Below are 17,188 nucleotides of genomic sequence, written 5' to 3'. Positions count from 1 at the left end.
AACCGTGGCAGCGGTGGCCGGCACCCCCGACCCGATCCGCCCGATGCTCGCGTCCGACGGCGCGATGCCGAGCGGTTCGCGGTGGGCTTTCGAGTTCGTCTGGGACGGGCTGCGCACGCTGGCCTACCTGGAGCCGGGCCGGGTGTGGCTGTACAGCGCCACCGGCCGGCCGATCACCGCCAGCTACCCGGAGTTGGGTGCGCTGGCCGGACTGGCCGACCGGCACGGCCCGCTGGTGCTGGACGGCAAGATCATCGCGCTGGACCAGCTGCGCCGGCCGAGCGCCCGGTTGCTGCGCAAACGGATGAGCAACGCGTCGCCGTCGCCCGCCCTGCTGCGCCGCGTACCGGTGCGGTTCTACCTGCTCGACCTGCTGCGCGCGGAGGGCGACGACCTGACCGACACGCCCTACCAGCGGCGCCGTGAGCTGCTCGGTGAGCTGGACCTGAGCGGCGTCCCCGCGCAGCTGCCGCCGTACTTCGTGGACACCGACGGGCAGACGGTCCTGCACGAGGCCACCCGGCACGGCCTGGCCGGCGTGGTGGCCAAGCGGCTGGACTCGCGCTACCAGCCCGGCCGGCGTTCCCGGGCCTGGGTGCAGACCTTGCCCCGGCACACCCAGCAGGTGGTCGTCGGCGGCTGGCAGCCAGGGGAGAACGGTGAGCTGGCCGCGCTGCTGGTCGGCGTGCCGGATCGCCACGGCCTGCGCTTCCTGGCCCGCGTCAGCTCGGGCTTCACCCCGGTCGAGCGCCGGGAGCTGACCCGCCAGCTGGCCGAGCTGGCCCAGCCGGACTGCCCGTTCGGCACACCGCCCGAGCCGGCCGGCCAGCGGGACACGCACTGGGTGTCCCCCCGGCTGGTCGGGGAGATCTCCTACCGGCGGCCGGACCCGGGCAGCCGGCCCAGACAGGCCAGCTGGCAGCGGCTGCGCCCGACCGTGCACCCGGCCGGCGTCGGCGCGGCGCCGTGGCTGACCGTCTCGGACGAGGTCGTGGTGGCCGACCCGGCGGCCGGGGCGGACGATCTCGCGCTGTTGAACGAGGCGGTCCGGCTGGCCCAGGCGGAGCTGCGCGCGGAACGGGCGCGGATCTCCCAGCACTTCCTCTACAACGTGCTCACCACCATCGCCTCCTACATGCGCACCGACCCGCCGCGCGCCCGTGAGCTGCTGCTGGACTTCGCCGAGTACACCCGTTACTCGTTCCGCGGCGAGCAGATCAGCACGCTCGGCGCCGAGCTGGCCAACGTGGACCGCTACCTGGCGCTGGAGTGCGCGCGCTTCGGCGAGCGGCTGACGGTGAAGCGGGACGTGGCCGAGGGGCTGGAGGACGTGCAGCTGCCGTTCCTCGCGGTGCAGCAGTTGGTGGAGGCGGCCGTCCGGCACGGCATCGAGGGTATGCCGCGCGGCGGCACGGTGACGGTGACCGCCGCGACGCTCGGCACCGAGTGCGTGGTCACGCTGAGCGAGGACGCCACGGTCGTTTCGGACGCCCGGGAGCCGTCCTGGCTGACCGAGGCGCTGTCCGACGTGCGGGACCGGTTGCGCGCCGCACCCGGTCCGGCGGCGGCCGCGCTGGACGTGAGCCTGCCGGCCGACGGAGGGACCATGGTCACCCTGCGCCTGCCCCGCCCGCAGGGCAGACTGGAAGCGTGATCTACGAGATCAGGGAGTACACCACGGTCCCCGGCCGGATGCCCGCACTGGTCAAACGATTCAACGAGCACACCCTCGGACTTTTCCAGAAGCACGGCATTGACCTCGACTTCATCTCGCTCACCGGATTCGGCGACAACACCGGAAACGAGCTGGTCTACGTGGTCCGCTTCGAGGACTACGGTGACCTCGAGCGCAAATGGGCCGCGTTCCAGGGCGACCCGGACTGGCAGGCCGCCAAGGCGGCCAGCGAGGCCGACGGCCCGATCGTGGCGAACATCAGCCGCCGGATTCTCAGCCCTTCGGCGTTCGAGGCGGCCCAGTGAGCCGGCTGGAAGCGAACGGCCGGTGGGTGGATGTCGACGGCATGGACAACGTCCGCGACCTCGGCGGGCTGCCCCTGCGCACCGGCGGCGTGACCCGGTCCGGGCAGATCCTGCGCGGTGCCCGGTTGGCCGAGCTGACCGAGTCCGGCACCGAGCTGCTGGCCGAGAAGTACGGCATCCGCCTGGTGATCGACCTGCGCTCGCCCCGTGAGGTGGACCGGGACGGCCCCACGCCGCTGGAGCGGGCCGGCGTGCGCACCGAGCACCTCTCCGTGCTCCCCGAGGGGCAGCGCCCGGTACCCCGCGAGGACGAGGACCCCAAGCTGTTCGCCTACCGGGGCTACCTGAACCACCGGCCGGAGAACGTGCTCGCCGCGCTGCGCCTGCTCGCCGACCCGGAGAACGGCCCCACGGTGGTGCACTGCGCCGCCGGCAAGGACCGGACCGGGGTGATCTGCGCGCTGGTCCAGGAGGTCGCCGGCGTGGAGCGGGACGCCGTGGTGGACGACTACGCGCTGTCCAACGAGCGCCTGCCACAGATCCTGCGCCGGCTGGCCGTGGTGGAACCGGGCATCGACGTGGACAACCCCGAGCTCTACCTGTGCCCGCCGTCCGTGATGGCCGCCCTGATGGCGGAACTGGACGCCCACGGCTCACCCGCCACCTGGCTCAAGTCTCGAGGCCTCACCGACCAGGAACTGACCACCCTCCGCACCCGCCTCACCTAACCGGCGAGTCGGGGATCTGGGTACGGCGAGTCGGGGATCCGGGTACGGCGAGTCGGGGATCTGAGTACGGCGAGTCGGGGATCTGGGTACGGCGTCGGCCGGCCCGGGGCCATCATCGCCGGAGGCCGGTAGCCGGTTCGCACGTCGACCAACCGACGCCATACCCCATCTCCACGCCCGGCCCCGTACCCCAATCCCCGACTCGCCGTACCCCGATCCCCGACTCGCGGGGTGTTCGGGCGTGATACGGGGTGGGGTGATTTGGGCGGCAGGTTACCGGTGAGTATGCGAAGCTGGTCACATGGACCTGAGCTACAGCGCCGAAGAGGAGAAGTTCCGCGAGGAGCTGCGCGGTTGGCTGGGCGCGCACATCCCGGAGGAGTGGACCAGGCCCGGGTTCTGGGGGGCGCTGCCGTCCGAGGAGAGCTTCCAGATGCGCCGCGACTGGGAGCGGGAGAAGGCGCTGGCCGGGTTCGCCGGCATCCAGTGGCCCACCGAGTACGGCGGGCGCGGCGGCACACCGGGGATGAAGGCCATCTACGACGAGGAGATGGTCAAGGCGCACGCGCCGACCACGGTGAACCCGCTCGGCCTCACCTTCCTAGCGCCCACCGTGATGGCCATCGGCACCGACGCGCAGAAGAAGGAGATCATCGGGCCGATGCTGCGCAACGAGGTGATCTGGTGCCAGGGCTTCTCCGAGCCCGGCGCCGGCTCCGACCTCGCCGCGCTGTCCACGAAGGGCGTGAGGGACGGCGACGACTTCGTGGTCAACGGCCAGAAGGTGTGGACCACCAACGCCGTGCACGGCGACAAGATCTTCACAATGGTGCGCACCGAGCCCGGTTCGGAGAAGCACCGGGGCATCTCCATGCTGCTCATCGACATGGACCAGCCCGGCGTGCAGGCCCGCCCGCTCAAGCAGATGAGTGGGGCCAGTGAGTTCGGTGAGGTGTTCTTCACCGACGCGCGGGTCCCGGCCGCCGCCTGCCTGGGCGACATCGGCGACGGCTGGCGCACCGCGATGCTGCTGCTCTCCTTCGAGCGGGGTGCCTCCGGCATCGCGCAGTACACCGAGTTCCGCCGGCAGTACGACGACATCGCCGCCGTGGCCCGGGCACTCGGGCGCGATAGCGACCCCGTCATCCGCAACAAGCTGGCCAAGGTGCTCACCGACCTGGAGTGCCTGCGCTACCACGCCATGCACGTGCTCACCCAGGTTGAACAGGGCCGGGACCTCGGTTTCGAGGCGTCCATGACCAAGCTGATCTGGTCGGAGACCTTCCAGGACCTGTGGGAGGTGTTCGACGACGTGCTCGGCCCGGACGCGACGCTGCGCGAGCCGGTCGCCGGGCTGGACCTGGCCGCCCTGCACGGGCAGGCGATGTGGTCCCGGTCGGTGACCATCTGGGGTGGTTCGTCGCAGGTGCAGCGCAACATCGTCGCCGAGCGGGTGCTCGGCCTGCCTCGTTAGTGTCGTGGAAACGATGTCTTCTTGCCCGTCTTCGGCGCCCAGCCGGCGCCTCGCCGCGTTGTCGTCGTCGCACTTAGCTCCGCTACGCACTCCTCCGAGTTAGACACCAGCCTTGCGATGCATCCGCCTGGATCACCGAATCCGGGCAAGGAACATCGTTTCCACGACACTAGAAGGAGCGGCATGTTCTTCGCACTCACCGATGACCAGCGAGACTTCGACAATGTCGTGCGCGACTACCTGACCAGCGAGTTCGACCTGGAAGCGGTGCGCCGCGTGGTCGAGGACCCGGGAGGGGACGGCCACCCGGAGCCGCTGTGGCGGGCCATGGGCGAGCAGGGTTGGCTAGCCGTGATGGTCCCCGAGGAGCACGAGGGGCTCGGGCTGGGCCTGGTGGACGCGCAGGTCATCGCGCGCGCGTTGGGCGCGGGCACCGCGCCGGGGCCGTGGCGGGGCACCGTGCTGGCCGCCGAGGCGATCCGGCTGGCCGGTTCGAACTCCCAGCGGGAGCAGTGGTTGCCCAAGCTAGCGACCGGCGCGGTGGCCGGCGCGCTGGCGCTGCGCGGCACGTCCGAGTCGGGTTGGCCGGCGGTGGAGTACGCCGGGGTGGCCGGGCTGATCGTGGTCGCGGACGGCCCCGGCCTGCGCCTGCTCCGCGCCGACGAGGTCACCGTGGCCAGCCAGGAGACCTTCGACGGCACGACAAGGCTCGGCTCGGTCAGCCTGGCCGACAGCGCCGGGGAGCCCCTGCCGGGCGCTACCGCCGAGGTGTTGGAGGCGCTGCACGCGCGGTCCGCAGTGCTGATCGCCGCCGACCTGGTGGGCAACGCCCGCGAGGCGCTGCGCCGCACGGTGGACTACGACCGGGACCGCCGGCAGTTCGGCGTGCCGGTCGGCTCCTTCCAGGCGCTCAAGCACGACCTGGCCGACCTGCACATCGCTGTGACCATGGCCGAGCACGCGGTGCTCTACGCCGCGCACGCGCTGGACACCGACCACACCGACCCCGCCACCGGCACGGCCACCGCGCTGGCCGTTTCGGTGGCCAAGGCCAAGGCCAGCGAGACCGCCGCACGGGTGACCGGCGCGATGATCCAGTACCACGGGGGCATCGGGTACACCTGGGAGCATGAGGCGCACTTCTTCTACAAGCGGGCCAAGCGCCTGGCCGGGGTCGGCGGCACCGTGGACGAGCAGCGAGAACGCATCGCCGAGCTGACCCTGGGCTGAGCCGTGGCACGACCTTCACCCAGGGATTGGCTTGCCGCCTAACGACCTCGTCACAAGGTGAGTGAGCGGGCTATGGCGAATCGCGGAAATGTCTGTGTAGCGCGCTACCGTTGCTCCTATGGGGAGCGGAACCGCAGTGGTCGATGATGTGCGACTGTCCCTCGGCCTGTACGACGTTGGCGAAGCTGCGCGCCTGGTAGACCTACCTGAGCAAACGTTCCATCGGTGGGCGAAGGGCTACTCGGGTGGGGCGCCGCTGCTGCACATGCTCGACCGGGACGCTCGTCGCGAATCGTCCGTCCCTTTTATTGCCCTGGCCGAGGCATGGGTGCTGAACGGACTCCGCAAAGCAGGCGTGAAGCCACACAAGATCCGCCCGGGTCTGGACGAGCTGAAACGCCAATTTGGCGACGAGTACGTCCTGATGGCTCCTGAACTGGCTACCGATGGGGTAGACCTTCTGTGGGACTTCTCCAAGACCACGAGCGGCGCGGGCCTGATCGAGGCGCGCACCGGCCAGCAGGTGATGCGTGCGATAGTCGCGGACTACCTCAAGTACCTCAACTTTGGTTCTGACCGTCTTCCGGTGAGCCTCAAACTCAAAGTCGCCATGCCGTCCGAAGTCGAGGTCAACCCGAATCATCAGTTCGGTCGGCCGTACTTCGTTGGCAGTGGCACCCGTCTGGCGGACGTAGCGAACATGATCAAGGCGGGTGAGGACGTTGAGACGGCCGCCGAGGAGCACGGGATCACCGTCGACGACGCCCGCGCCGCCGCCCGCATCCTCCTGGGCCACGCCGCCTGAGTTCTACCTCGACGAGAACATCACTACACGGGCAGTCCGGCGCCTACTCTTGGGCCTCGGATACACGGTGCATACTCCGGCTGGGTTGTTCGGAACACGCGAAGCCGCGCTCAGCCAGGATGACGAGGTCTGGCTGGCGCGGGTCGCTGGAACTGGCTGGGCAGTGATTAATCGAGACGTCAGCATCTCGCGTAAGCCCGACGAACTCGCTGCCTACCAGCGCGCGGGGGTCCACATGTTCTATCTGCCCGGTGAGGCGAAGGTCGCCGAACTCGTGCACCTGATGGAAGCCAACCTTGCCGCGATCGGCACCGAAACCATGGGCAGGCAGCCGCGGCTGTGGTACGTGAAGCCAAGCGGGCTTGAAGAAATCCGATTCTCGACACGCAGCAGGTGAGTGGCGGCCTCATCGACCAGCCCGCCAGGAACTGCTTGCGCCGCGAGGACCCGGTGAACGTTAGCGGCCACCGCATTAGGCTCGTTCTGTGCGATTGAACCCGTTGACGGTCCAGGTGGCCGACTCGCCGATCGGCATGGCGCAATCTCTGGTCGAGCACCGGGCGAAGAAGCGCGACCTGCTGGACCTGGCCCAGGCGGCACCGCGGTACCCGGCCGCGCCCCAGGTGCTCGAGCACGTCGTGGCCACCGCCCGCGACCCGCGCGGCGGGGAGTACGTGGTGAACGTGGCCGGGCTGCCGCACCTGCGCGAGGCGTTCGCCGCCGATCTCGCCGAGGCGTACCGGGGGCCGGTGCGGGCCGAGCACGTGTTCGTCACGGCCGGCTGCAACCAGGCTTTCTGCCTGGTCGCGGGCGCGCTGGCCAGGCCGGGCGATGAGTTCATCCTGGTGCTGCCGTACTACTTCAACCACGACATGTGGCTGCGCATGAACGACATCCGGCCGGTCTACCTCGACCCGGGCGACGAGCGGCTGCCCACCCCCGAGGCGGCGGAGGCGCTGATCACCGCGCGGACCCGGGCGATCGTGGTGGTGACGCCCGGCAACCCGAGCGGCGTGGTCGTGCCGCCGGACCGGATCGCCGCGTTGGCCGAGCTGGCGGCGCGGCGGGGCATCGCGCTGATCCTGGACGAGACGTACCGGTCCTTCCGGGACACCGACGAACCGGCGCACGCGCTGTTCGCCGACCCGGGCTGGGCGGAGACCATGATCAGCCTGCACAGCTTCTCCAAGGAGTTCGCCATTCCGGGCTACCGGGTCGGCGCCGTGGTCGGATCCCCCGAGCTGAGCCGGCAGTTGGCCAAGCTGCTGGACTGCGTGGCGATCTGTGCGCCCCGGATCGGCCAGGAGGCGGCCTGGGCCGGCCTCACCCGGGCCCGGGAGTGGCGGAGGGAGCGGGCCAGGGAGATCGCCGACCGGCGGCACTGGTTCGGCAAGCTGATGGCCGAGCGGCCCGGCGGCTTCGAACTGCTGTCCGTCGGCGGGCTGTTCGGCTGGCTGCGTCACCCGTTCGGCGGGTGGGCCACCGAGGAGGTGGTGCGCGAGCTGGTCGTCGAGTACGACACGCTGGTCATCCCGGGCAACGCGTTCCTGCCGGACGACCGGGGCACGCTGCGGATCAGCCTCAGCAACGCCGACCGGGCCGAGCTGACCGACTTCACCGAGCGCCTGGCGGCAGCCGGGGCGTACTAGACGTCGACCCGCGCGTCAGACGTCCACCCAGCCGCCGGAACGCCAGTACTCGCCGTCCTCGCGGTCCAGCAGGCTCTCGTCGACCAGGTAGCGGCGCAGCGTCACGTAGTCCACCGGGCCGTTCTGCGTCCACGCGCGCAGCAGCACGTTCACCTCGCGCTCCCGGTACCGCACGCCGGGCTGGAAGATCGTGGCCAGGTGCTCCAACACGATCCGCCGCCTCGCCCGGTGCGCCGGCAGCCCGACCAGCCGGCCGCCGCTGACGAACGTGCGCACCAGCCGTTCCACGTCGGGATCGGCGTAGCCGTGCGACTCCTCGACCCTGGTCGACGGGCTCTGCTCCTGCCGGGCCTCCCGGGCGGCCTCGGAGAACACCTCGAGCCGCGGCATCAGTCCGCTCGGCGACTCCTCGACCAGGCCGCCGCCGTGCAGCCGGTTCAGCGCGGTGGCCACGGACCGGGGCGCCAGCCCGGTCGCCTCGACCACTTCGGTCCGGCTGCGGGCGCCGAGGACGAGGGCGGCGAGCACCCGCAACCGCTCGGGTTCGGCGAGCAGGCCGAGCAGCTCAGCGGCGTTCACGTCGGCCGAGGGTACTCAACGATCTTGAGACCGGTGAGCCCCGTGGGCATTACGGGCGGATGTTTCGCGAGGATACGGCCGGTTTCCGGTGTGATCACGCTACAGTCCACCGATGATCTCCTGGCGTGGGCGGGCGGCGGTGGCTGTGGCGGTGGCCGTGGCTCTGGTGCTGGCCGGTTGCGCGGGCGGAGCCCAGCCCGGGGTGGCCGCGCCGCACGGCACGCAGGACATCAACCCGCGCGACCCGGCGACCCTGCGCGACGGCGGCACGCTGCGGCTGCCGCTGGACAACCTTCCGGTCAACTACAACTACAACCAGACCGACGGGCACGAGGACCAGACCCACGACGTTCTCTGGGCGCTGATGCCGCGTGCGTTCGACGAGTCCCCGGACGGCGGGGTCACGCTGAACACCGACCTGCTCGAGGCCGCGGACCTGATCTCCAGCAACCCGCAGGTGGTGCGCTACCGGATCAACCCGAAGGCGGTGTGGTCCACGGGCCGGCCGATCACCTGGGAGGACTTCGCCGCGCAGGTGCGCGCGAACGACGGCTCGGACCCGACCTACCAGTTCAGCGACAAGACCGGGTACGTGGACATCTGGCGGGTGGGGCCGGGCGCCACGAGCAAGGAGGTCGTGGTGACCTTCCGCAAGCCGTTCGCCGAGTGGCGCGGACGGCTGTTCAACGGGCTCTACCCGGAGGAGTTCAACGCCGACCCCGCGCTGTTCAACGCCGGCTGGACGCAGCGGCCGGAGGTCACCGCCGGGCCGTTCCGGGTGGAGTCGATCGACCAGACCGCGAAGACCATCACGTTGGTGCGCAACGAGGGCTGGTGGGGCGCCCGCCCCCGGTTGGAGAAGATCGTCTGGACGGTCACCGAGCGCACCGCGCTGGCCGACCGGCTGGCCAACAACGAGATCGACGCCTACGAGATCGGGTCCAGCACCGACCTGTTCGAACGCGCCCGCGCGATCCCGGGGGTGGCGGTCCGGCGGGCGATTCCCAAGCAGTACTACCACGTCACCTTCAACGGGGCGCCCGGCGCGATACTGGCCGACCGGGCGCTGCGCCAGGCCATCGCGCGGGGCATCGACCGGGCGGCGATCGCCCAGCGGCTGGTCGGGCGGATCGTCGGCCCGCCGACGCTGATGGGCAACCACATCTACCCGATCGGCTCCACCGGTTACCGGGACAACTCCGGCGGGTTCGGCTTCGACCCGGCCGCCGCGCAGCGGGAACTGGACGCGCTCGGCTGGTTGCGTCCCTCGCCCGGCGCGGTTCGGGTGAAGGACGGCCGGCCGCTGCGGCTGCGGTTCGTGGTGCCCAGCGCGAACCCGATCTCCGAGCAGGTCGGCAAGATCGTGCTGGACCAGTTGGCGCGGCTCGGGGTGGAGGTGGTGATCGACGCGGTGCCCACCGCACGGTTCTTCGTCGACTTCGTGAACGTGGGCAACTTCGACCTCACCGCGTTCCAGTGGGTCAACACCGGCTCCCCGTTCAGCGACGCGGCCGGGCTCTACCAGGAGCCGCGCGATAGCGACATCGGTGGCAACTTCGGGCGCATCCACGACCCGGCGATCAGCGCGAAGTTCGCCGCCGGCGTCGGAGAGCTGGACGACGCCAAGCGCACCGAACTGGGCAACGAGATCGACAAGCTGATCTGGGACGAGGTGCACCACATCCCGCTGTTCCCGCAGACCGGCGCCTGGGCGGTCCGCGACACGCTGGCCAACTTCGGCGCCCGAGGCCTGGCCGACCCCGACTACGCCCGCACCGGCTTCACCCCCTGACCCGCTGGCGCTGGGCGAACCGGCGCTGCTTGGCCCGCGAGCCGCAGACGCGCATGGAACACCACGCGCCGGACCGGTTCTTCGACGTGTCGTAGAAGACCTCCCGGCAGAACGGGTCGCGGCAGGCCTTGAGGCGCGACCAGTCCGCGCCGCTCGCGGCGGCAGCCAGCACCTCGCCGAGTAGCCCGCGAACAGTGTTCGCGTCGCCGGCGGGCCGCAGGGCCGGCGCACCGTCCGGGAAGTCCACCCGCAGCGGGATGTCCGCGGTGACCGCCGCCAGGCGGCGCAGCGCGTCCGCGTCCTCGTCGACCGCGCCGCCGTTGTGGCCGGCCAACACCGCGCGCAGGCCGTCCCGCACGGCGATCACGTCCGCCCACTCCGCCTCGGTCGGCACGTCGGCGCCCACGAGCCGGCCGTGCGCGCGACACCAGGCGAGCAGTGCGGCCGGGGAGGACAGCGCGTCGGCGTTCTTGGCCGGGTTCGCGCTGATCCGCCGGGTGTTCACGAAGTCCTGCACCAGGTCGAACGGTGCCGGGGCGGGCTGACCGGTCATCCCCTCATCTTACCGTCTAAGAGGCTTGACTGGTTAGTTGCAAACCAGCTATACAGGTTTGATGGTTAGAAACCGATGGATTGCGGCCGTGGCGGTGGTGGTCACCGGACTGAGCCTGCGTTCGGCGGTGAGCAGCCTGGGCGCGGTGCTCGGCCAGGTGCGCGCCGCGTTGGAGATGAGCGCGAGCACGGCGGGCCTGCTCACCGCGCTGCCGGTGGTGTGCTTCGCCCTGTGCGCGGCGGTCACGCCGGCGTTGTCCCGGCGGTTCGGGAGCTACGGGTTGCTGCTCGGAGCGATCGCGGCGATCGCGCTGGGCCTGGCCGGGCGGGCGGTGGCGCCGTCGGTGCCGCCGTTCCTGCTGGGCAGCCTGCTCGCCCTGGTCGGCATCGGGGTGGCGAACATCCTGCTGCCGGCGCTGGTCAAGCGGTACTTCCCGGACCGGGTCGGGTTCATGACCGGCGTGTACTCGATGAGTGCGGTGTCCGGCGTGGCGGTGCCGGCGGCCACCACCATCCCGCTCGCGGAGGCGCTCGGCCACGGCTGGCGCGGTGGCCTGGCGATCTGGGCGGCGGTGGCGGCCGTTGCGCTGCTGCCCTGGCTGATCGCGCCTCGCCCGGGGGCCGATACCTACCGTGGGCCGAGTGGTACCTCAAACCCCGACTCACCGTGCACGAAACCCCGACTCGCCGTATCCGGATCCCCGACTCGCCGTACCTCGATCCCCGACTCGCGGGGCCGGGGGGAGGGGTTGTGGGGGAGTCGGACGGCTTGGGCGTTGACGGCGTTTTTCGGGTTGCAGTCGACGGGGTCGTTTGCGTTGATGGGGTGGTTGCCGGAGATCTTCACCGCGGCGGGGGTGAGCGCCGGCCGGGCGGCTGGGTTGCTTGCGCTGACGGCCGCGCTGGGGTTGCCGGTGACCTTGGTGTTGCCGTGGTTGGCGGCCAGGGATCCGGGGTACGCGCGGCTGTCGGTGATCGGCGTTTCGGCCGCCGGCATCGTTGGCTACCTGGGGCTGCTGCTCGCACCCGGCGGGGCGCCGGTGCTCTGGGCGGTGCTGCTCGCCGCGACGCACGGCGGCTTCGCGCTGGCCGTCACCATGATCAACCTGCGCAGCCGGCGACCGGAGGTGACCACGGCGTTGTCCGGGTTCGTGCAGACCGGCGGCTACGCGCTGGCCGCGACCGGTCCGCTGGCCGTCGGGGTGCTGCGCGACCTCACGGAGTCGTGGGCCCCCGCGGTGCTGACCCTGGCCGGAGTGCTGGTGGTGCAGCTCGTGGTCGGGCTGCGCGCGGCGCGTCCCGGGTTCGTGGACGACGAGCGCGCCCGGCCCGAGGCTCAGTTCATCCAGCCGGCGCGGATGTAGTCCCAGTCGCCGAGGCCCTTGGCGCCGAAGTTGGCCAGCTTCTCCCGCACCGCGAACGCGCCGGTCTGCGGGTACAGCGGGATGTTGTGCACCTCCTGCCAGATCAGCTTGTCGATCTCGTTGCCGATCTCGATGCGCTTGTTGTCGTCCAGTTCGGCGAAGCCCTGGCGGTAGAGCTCGTCGATCCGGGGGTCCCAGATCCGGCTGAAGTTCTGCCCGGTGTCGTTGCCCTTCGGTGACTGGTAGACGTTCAGGCTGTTGGAGAAGGATGCCGAGCTGGACACCCACTGGAAGGTGGTCAGGTCGAAGTTGCCCCGGTTCACGAACTCGTCGAAGAACGCGTTCGGCGGCACCGCCTCGATCACCACCTGCACGCCGATCTGCCCGAGCTGGTCGAGCACGGTCTTCGAGGTGGCGTCGGACGGCGGGTTTCCGGCCGGCACCACCATCCGCAGCCGCAGCGGCCTGCCGTCCTTGGCCCGCACCGCGCCCGGCGCCGGGCGGACCCAGCCGAGCGCGTCCAGCTCGGCGTTCGCCGCCGCCTGGTCGAAGGGGAACGCGGTGTTGTCCCGGTAGCCCTTCGAACCGACCGGGTAGATGTGGTTCCCCATGGGCACCAGGTTCGGCACGATCTGGCCGACCAGCCGCTGCGCGACCGCCTTCCGGTCGACCCCGCGAGCGATGGCCTGGCGCAGCCTCAGGTCGGAGAGCACCGCCCCGGGGGCGCCGTTGAAGGTCAGGTGCGGGTACTGCTTGGGGATGGCCTGCCGGATCCGCACCCCGGGAATGCCCTGGGCGCGCCGGAACAGGTCCACGTCCGAGCCGATCTCGTAGGTGTCGATCTCGTTGTTGGCCAGGCGATCGGCCCGGGCGCGCCGCTCGGTGACGGTGAAGATCACCCGGTCCAGCTTGGGCTTGGCGCCCCACCAGCGCTCGTTGCGCACCAGCGTGAGGGTCTTTGCGGTGCGGTCCACCACACCCACCTTGAACGGCCCGGCCGTCTCCCGGGGGGCGAGCAGCCAGCCGGTGTTGAACACGGCCGGGTCGTTGTTGGTCTCCTTCGGGTACAGCAGGTAGAACAGCTGCTGCCACTCCGAGTACGGATGGGCGAAGGTGACCAGCACGTCCTTGTCGGTCTCGCCCCGGTCCACCTTGGCCACGTCGGCGTAGCCCGACTTGTCCCCGACCTGGTAGGCCTGGTTGGCGGCGCTGCTGGCGCGCACCTGCGCGGCGAAGTCCTCCCAGTCGATCGGCCGGCCGTTCGACCAGACCGCGCGGTCGTTGATCCGGTAGTGCACCACCTGCGGGTTGGTGGAGACCAGCTGGGCCGAGGTGACCACGTCGGTGTTCAGCCGCTGGGTGCCGTCCGGCGCGTCCTCGAACACCTGCGGCATCAGCGCGGCCAACACCGACTGGGTCGCGTTCTCGTGCCCGTCGACGTGGTTGTAGTTGTAGTTGGTCGGCAGGTTGTCCAGCGGAATGCGCAGGTCACCGCCGTCGCGCAGGGTGGCGGGGTCCTGGGGGTTCACGTCCTGGGTGCCGTGTCGCGGGGCTTCCAGGCGCCCGCCCCCGCCGGCACATCCGGCCAGCAGCAATGTCGCGGCGGCTAGCACCGCCGCGACCCGTGAGCGGCGAGTGTGGCTATAGCCATACAAATCACTCACGAGGCGAAGCCAATCGCCGAGTAGTCCACCTCGGTCAGCCCGGGGGCGCCGAAGTTGGCCAGGGAGGTCCGGACCGCGTAGATGCCCGGGTCGGCGTACAGCGGCAGGCTGTGCACCACCGTCCAGATCAGCTGGTCCACGCCGTCCGCGATGGTGGCGCGCTGGGTGTCGTCCGGCTCCTCGGTGGCGTCCCCGAGGTCGTCGTCGATCTGCTGGTTGTAGATCCGCCCGTAGTTGGCCGCCAGGTCCGCCCCGACCGGCTGGTAGAACCGGGGCCGCGCGCTGGCCAGTGGGGTGTTGGACGTGCTGCCGCCGGCCAGCAACAGGTCGAAGTTGCTGGTCCGCATGGCGACGTCCTTGGCCGGCCCGAGCAGCGGCTGCGGCACCACCACGACGCCGATGCGGAACAGCTGTTCCCGCAGCTCGGCCGCGATCACATCGCCCACCGGGTCGCCGGCCGTGGTGACCAGCCGCAGCTGCAGCGGGGTGGCGCCGCGGAACCGGCGGTCACCGCGCTTGACCCAACCCAGCGCGTCCAGGTCCTGCCCGGCGGCGGCCGAGTCGTAGGGCAGCACGCCGGAGTTGTCGGTGTACCGCCACGAGTTGGCCGGGAACAGGTGGTTGCCCAGCTGCTTCGCGTTCGGCGCCACCTGGCCGATGACCTTCTTGGTGATCGCCTGCCGGTCGATGCCGCGCGCGATGGCCCGGCGCAGCTGCACGTCGGCGAGGACGGCGCCGGGGCCGCCGTTCACGATCAGCTGGTCGTAGCCGCGCTCGGTGGCCTGCCGGATGACCAATCCCGGGGTGGTCTGCGCCCGGCGCAACCGCTCCCCGCTGGACTCGATCGGATAGAAGTCGATCTCGTTGCGCAGCAGCGCGTCCGGCAGGTCGTTGGGCGGCACCACCTTGAAGGTGATCTTGTCCAGCTTGGGCCGGGGACCCCACCAGCGCTCGTTCCGGACCAGCGTGACCGTGTTGGCCAGCGCGTTGACCTCCTGCACCTTGAACGGCCCGGCCGTGGTCGGGATCTTGCGCAGCCAGCCGGTGTTGAACACCACCGGGTTGGTGTTGGTGGACGCCGGGTAGAGCGGGCTGAACAGCCCCTGCCACTCCGGGAACTGGTCGGCGAAGGTCACCACGACGTGCTTGTCGTCGCTGCCCCGCTTGACCGAGGCGATCTCCCCGTAGCCCTGCTCGCGTACCGCCTGCTCGCCGGGGACGGCACCGGTCAGCGCCTTCCACTGGGCCTCGAAGTCGCGCCAGGTGATCGGCGTGCCGTCGCTCCAGGTGGCGGCCGGTTGGATCACGTAGGTGACCGTCTGCGGCAGCTGGTTGGTCAGGTCGGCGGACACCAGGTACTCGGTGTCCAGCTTGGGCTTGCCGTCCGGAGCGGTGCGGAACGTGCGCGGCATCACCGCGTCCGTGACCATCTCGGTCTGGTGCGAGGTCCCGGTCGGCTGGTACCGGTTGAAGCTGTCCGGGATGTACTCCAGCGGCCAGCGCAGCTCCCCGCCGTCCCGCAGCTCGGCCGCCGTCATCGGGTTGATGTCAATCTTGCCGGCATAGGCGCTGGGCAGGGCCGGGCGGTCCGCCCCGCCGTCCCCGCACCCCGACAGCACCAAGGCCGCCGCCGCGATCACTACCACTACTGCCCGTCTCACTTGGTGAACCCCATGTCGGTGTAGCTGTAGGTGGCGAAACCCTGTGCCCCGAAGTTCGCCAGGTTGTCCTTCGCGGCCACCACCGCCGGCCGGGGGTACAGCGGTAGGTCGTGCATGTTCCGCCAGAGCAGCTGGTCGATCCGGTCGCCGATCTCGGTGCGCCTGGCCGGGTCCAGCTCGGTGACCCCCTCGGCGAACAGCCGGTCCACCTCCGGGCTGGCGATCCGGCCGTAGTTCTGCCGGACGTTGTTGCCCAGCGGGCTGGAGTAGATGCCCAGCGAGCTGGTCAAGGGGGTGGGGGTGTTGCCCCAGGCGAAGCTGAACAGGTCGAAGTTGCCCCTGGTCAGGTTCGTCGTGTACTCACTGCCGGGGAACGGCGTGAGCTCCACGGTGACGCCGAGCTGCGCCAGCTGGTTCTGCACCGTCTTGCACAGGTCGGTGTTGGCCTGCTGGTCGTAGAAGCCCAGCCGGAGCCGCAGCGGCCGGCCGTCCTTCTGCCTCGGCGCGCCGGGCGCCGGCCGGGTCCAGCCCAGCGAGTCCAGCTCGCGCTCGGCGGCGGCCGGGTCGAACGGGAGGGCGGCCGAGTTGTCCCGGTAGTCCTTGCTGCCCAGCCGGTAGATGTGGTTTCCGGCGGTGTGTGCCTGGGGCACGATCTGGCCGATCATCCGCCGGGCGATGGCCTGCCGGTCGATGCCCTTGGCCACCGCCAGCCGCACCCGCTCGTCGGACAGCGCCGCGCCGGGCGAGCCGTTGAACGTGAGCTGGTTGTAGTACTCCGACGGGCTGATCCGGATGGCCACTCCGGGGATGCCCTGGGCGCGGCGGAGCAGGTCGACGCTGGAGCCCACGTCGTAGAAGTCGAGCTCGTTGTTGGCCAGCGCGTCCGGCTGCGCGGCCTGGTCCATGGCCCGGAAGATGATCGTGTCCAGCTTGGCCGGAGCGCCCCACCAGTTCGGGTTGCGCTTGAGGGTCACCGTCTTGGCCGTCTGGTCGATCGCGTCCACCACGAACGGCCCCGCGGTGACCGGCATCGACGTGGCCCAGCCCTTGTTGAACGCGTCCGGGGTGGAGTAGTGCGACGCGGGATAGAGCGGCTCGAACAGCGCCTGCCATTCGCCGACCCGCTTGCCGAAGGTCACCACGGCCTGCTTGTCGTCGGTTCCGCGCACCACCGAGGTGACGTCCTCGTAGCCCACCGTGCCGGCGGTCTGGAAGGCCGGGTTCTTCCCGTTGCTGGCCCGCCAGAACGCCTCGAAGTCCCGCCAGGTGATCGGCGTCCCGTCGCTCCAGGCCGCCTTGGGGTTGATCGTGTAGGTGACCACCTGGTTCGGCTCGGTGGCCGTGACCCGCGCGTCGGTCAGGTAGTCGGTGTTGATCCGGAAACCACCGTCCACCGTGCCGGGGAACAGCCTCGGCATCACCGCGCCGACGATGTCGCTGGTCTCCGCCACCGTGCCGTCGAGGTGGTTGTAGTTGTAGTTGGTGGGCAGCGCCGGAATCGGCCAGCGCAGCGTGCCGCCGTCGCGCACCTGGTCACGCGGCTTGGAGTTGATGTCGTTGCCGCTGGCCTGTTTGTCCGGGGACAGCCGCTGGCCGGTGCCGCCACCGCACCCGGACAGCGCCAGCGCCGCCGCCAACACCAGGGCGAGCAGCGCCCCACCGTGCCTGTTCCGTCCCGGGGTGACCTTGAGCACGGCGATCAGGATAGGT

At 70.6% G+C, this 17,188-nt stretch carries 15 protein-coding genes; 10 read left to right on the top strand and 5 right to left on the bottom strand.

The annotated features are described in order from the left end of the window. The first annotated feature begins 4 nt into the window (after positions 1-4). The 8 genes from ABEB12_RS18965 (at position 5) to ABEB12_RS18930 (ending at position 7,866) form a co-directional block, all read left to right on the top strand. Entirely contained in the window at positions 5-1,654 is a 1,650-nt protein-coding gene (locus ABEB12_RS18965; RefSeq protein WP_185059095.1) for an ATP-dependent DNA ligase, read from the top strand. Then, a complete protein-coding gene (locus ABEB12_RS18960; RefSeq protein WP_185059096.1) occupies positions 1,651-1,980 on the top strand; it encodes an NIPSNAP family protein in 330 nt (109 codons plus the stop codon). The genes ABEB12_RS18965 and ABEB12_RS18960 overlap by 4 nt, the downstream gene beginning before the upstream one ends. Continuing rightward, positions 1,977-2,708: a tyrosine-protein phosphatase gene (locus tag ABEB12_RS18955; protein WP_185059097.1), complete on the top strand. Its 732-nt coding sequence runs from the start codon at positions 1,977-1,979 to the stop codon at positions 2,706-2,708. The genes ABEB12_RS18960 and ABEB12_RS18955 overlap by 4 nt, the downstream gene beginning before the upstream one ends. A gap of 301 nt (positions 2,709-3,009) precedes the next feature. Further along, the gene (locus tag ABEB12_RS18950) at positions 3,010-4,182 is read left to right on the top strand and encodes an acyl-CoA dehydrogenase family protein (RefSeq protein ID WP_185059098.1); all 1,173 of its coding nucleotides are present in this window, start codon (positions 3,010-3,012) and stop codon (positions 4,180-4,182) included. A 183-nt stretch (positions 4,183-4,365) separates the two neighbouring features. Beyond that, positions 4,366-5,412, top strand: coding sequence for an acyl-CoA dehydrogenase family protein (locus tag ABEB12_RS18945; RefSeq protein WP_185059099.1), 1,047 nt, complete (start codon positions 4,366-4,368; stop codon positions 5,410-5,412). 118 nt (positions 5,413-5,530) lie between these two features. Continuing rightward, positions 5,531-6,217: a DUF433 domain-containing protein gene (locus tag ABEB12_RS18940; RefSeq protein ID WP_221497554.1), complete on the top strand. Its 687-nt coding sequence runs from the start codon at positions 5,531-5,533 to the stop codon at positions 6,215-6,217. Next, on the top strand, positions 6,126-6,614 hold the full coding sequence (locus ABEB12_RS18935) for a PIN-like domain-containing protein (RefSeq protein WP_345702925.1): 489 nt from the start codon (positions 6,126-6,128) through the stop codon (positions 6,612-6,614). The genes ABEB12_RS18940 and ABEB12_RS18935 overlap by 92 nt, the downstream gene beginning before the upstream one ends. An 88-nt stretch (positions 6,615-6,702) precedes the next feature. Then, positions 6,703-7,866, top strand: coding sequence for an aminotransferase (locus tag ABEB12_RS18930; protein ID WP_185059101.1), 1,164 nt, complete (start codon positions 6,703-6,705; stop codon positions 7,864-7,866). 15 nt (positions 7,867-7,881) lie between these two features. On the opposite strand, the gene ABEB12_RS18925 is transcribed toward ABEB12_RS18930, so the two are convergent. Beyond that, the gene (locus tag ABEB12_RS18925; protein WP_185059102.1) at positions 7,882-8,445 is read right to left on the bottom strand and encodes a DUF2087 domain-containing protein; all 564 of its coding nucleotides are present in this window, start codon (positions 8,443-8,445) and stop codon (positions 7,882-7,884) included. A gap of 112 nt (positions 8,446-8,557) precedes the next feature. Between ABEB12_RS18925 and ABEB12_RS18920 the strand changes: the two genes are divergently transcribed. After that, on the top strand, positions 8,558-10,237 hold the full coding sequence (locus tag ABEB12_RS18920; protein WP_185059103.1) for an ABC transporter substrate-binding protein: 1,680 nt from the start codon (positions 8,558-8,560) through the stop codon (positions 10,235-10,237). Here ABEB12_RS18920 and ABEB12_RS18915 read toward each other — a convergent pair. Beyond that, positions 10,227-10,790, bottom strand: a complete 564-nt coding sequence (locus ABEB12_RS18915; protein WP_185059104.1) for a CGNR zinc finger domain-containing protein — start codon at positions 10,788-10,790, stop codon at positions 10,227-10,229. The two genes, ABEB12_RS18920 and ABEB12_RS18915, sit on opposite strands and share 11 nt — an antisense overlap. A gap of 88 nt (positions 10,791-10,878) precedes the next feature. On the opposite strand from ABEB12_RS18915, the gene ABEB12_RS18910 reads away from it, so the two are divergent. Continuing rightward, a complete protein-coding gene (locus ABEB12_RS18910) occupies positions 10,879-12,153 on the top strand; it encodes an MFS transporter (protein WP_185059105.1) in 1,275 nt (424 codons plus the stop codon). Here ABEB12_RS18910 and ABEB12_RS18905 read toward each other — a convergent pair. From ABEB12_RS18905 to ABEB12_RS18895, 3 genes are read right to left on the bottom strand one after another with little or no spacing between them, the layout of a single operon-like run. Then, positions 12,126-13,817: an ABC transporter substrate-binding protein gene (locus tag ABEB12_RS18905; RefSeq protein ID WP_185059106.1), complete on the bottom strand. Its 1,692-nt coding sequence runs from the start codon at positions 13,815-13,817 to the stop codon at positions 12,126-12,128. The two genes, ABEB12_RS18910 and ABEB12_RS18905, sit on opposite strands and share 28 nt — an antisense overlap. Further along, positions 13,814-15,478, bottom strand: coding sequence for an ABC transporter substrate-binding protein (locus ABEB12_RS18900; protein WP_185059107.1), 1,665 nt, complete (start codon positions 15,476-15,478; stop codon positions 13,814-13,816). Before ABEB12_RS18900 ends, ABEB12_RS18905 begins: the two co-directional genes overlap by 4 nt. Next, on the bottom strand, positions 15,475-17,172 hold the full coding sequence (locus ABEB12_RS18895) for an ABC transporter substrate-binding protein (RefSeq protein ID WP_185059108.1): 1,698 nt from the start codon (positions 17,170-17,172) through the stop codon (positions 15,475-15,477). Before ABEB12_RS18895 ends, ABEB12_RS18900 begins: the two co-directional genes overlap by 4 nt. Positions 17,173-17,188: the final 16 nt, after the last annotated feature.

Origin of the sequence: Actinospineispora eucalypti, assembly GCF_039543365.1 — a bacterium.
GTDB classification, from domain to species: domain Bacteria; phylum Actinomycetota; class Actinomycetes; order Mycobacteriales; family Pseudonocardiaceae; genus Pseudonocardia; species Pseudonocardia eucalypti.
The sequence above is the reverse complement of the archived record's forward strand: the minus strand, read 5'-3'. Positions and strand labels throughout refer to the sequence as shown.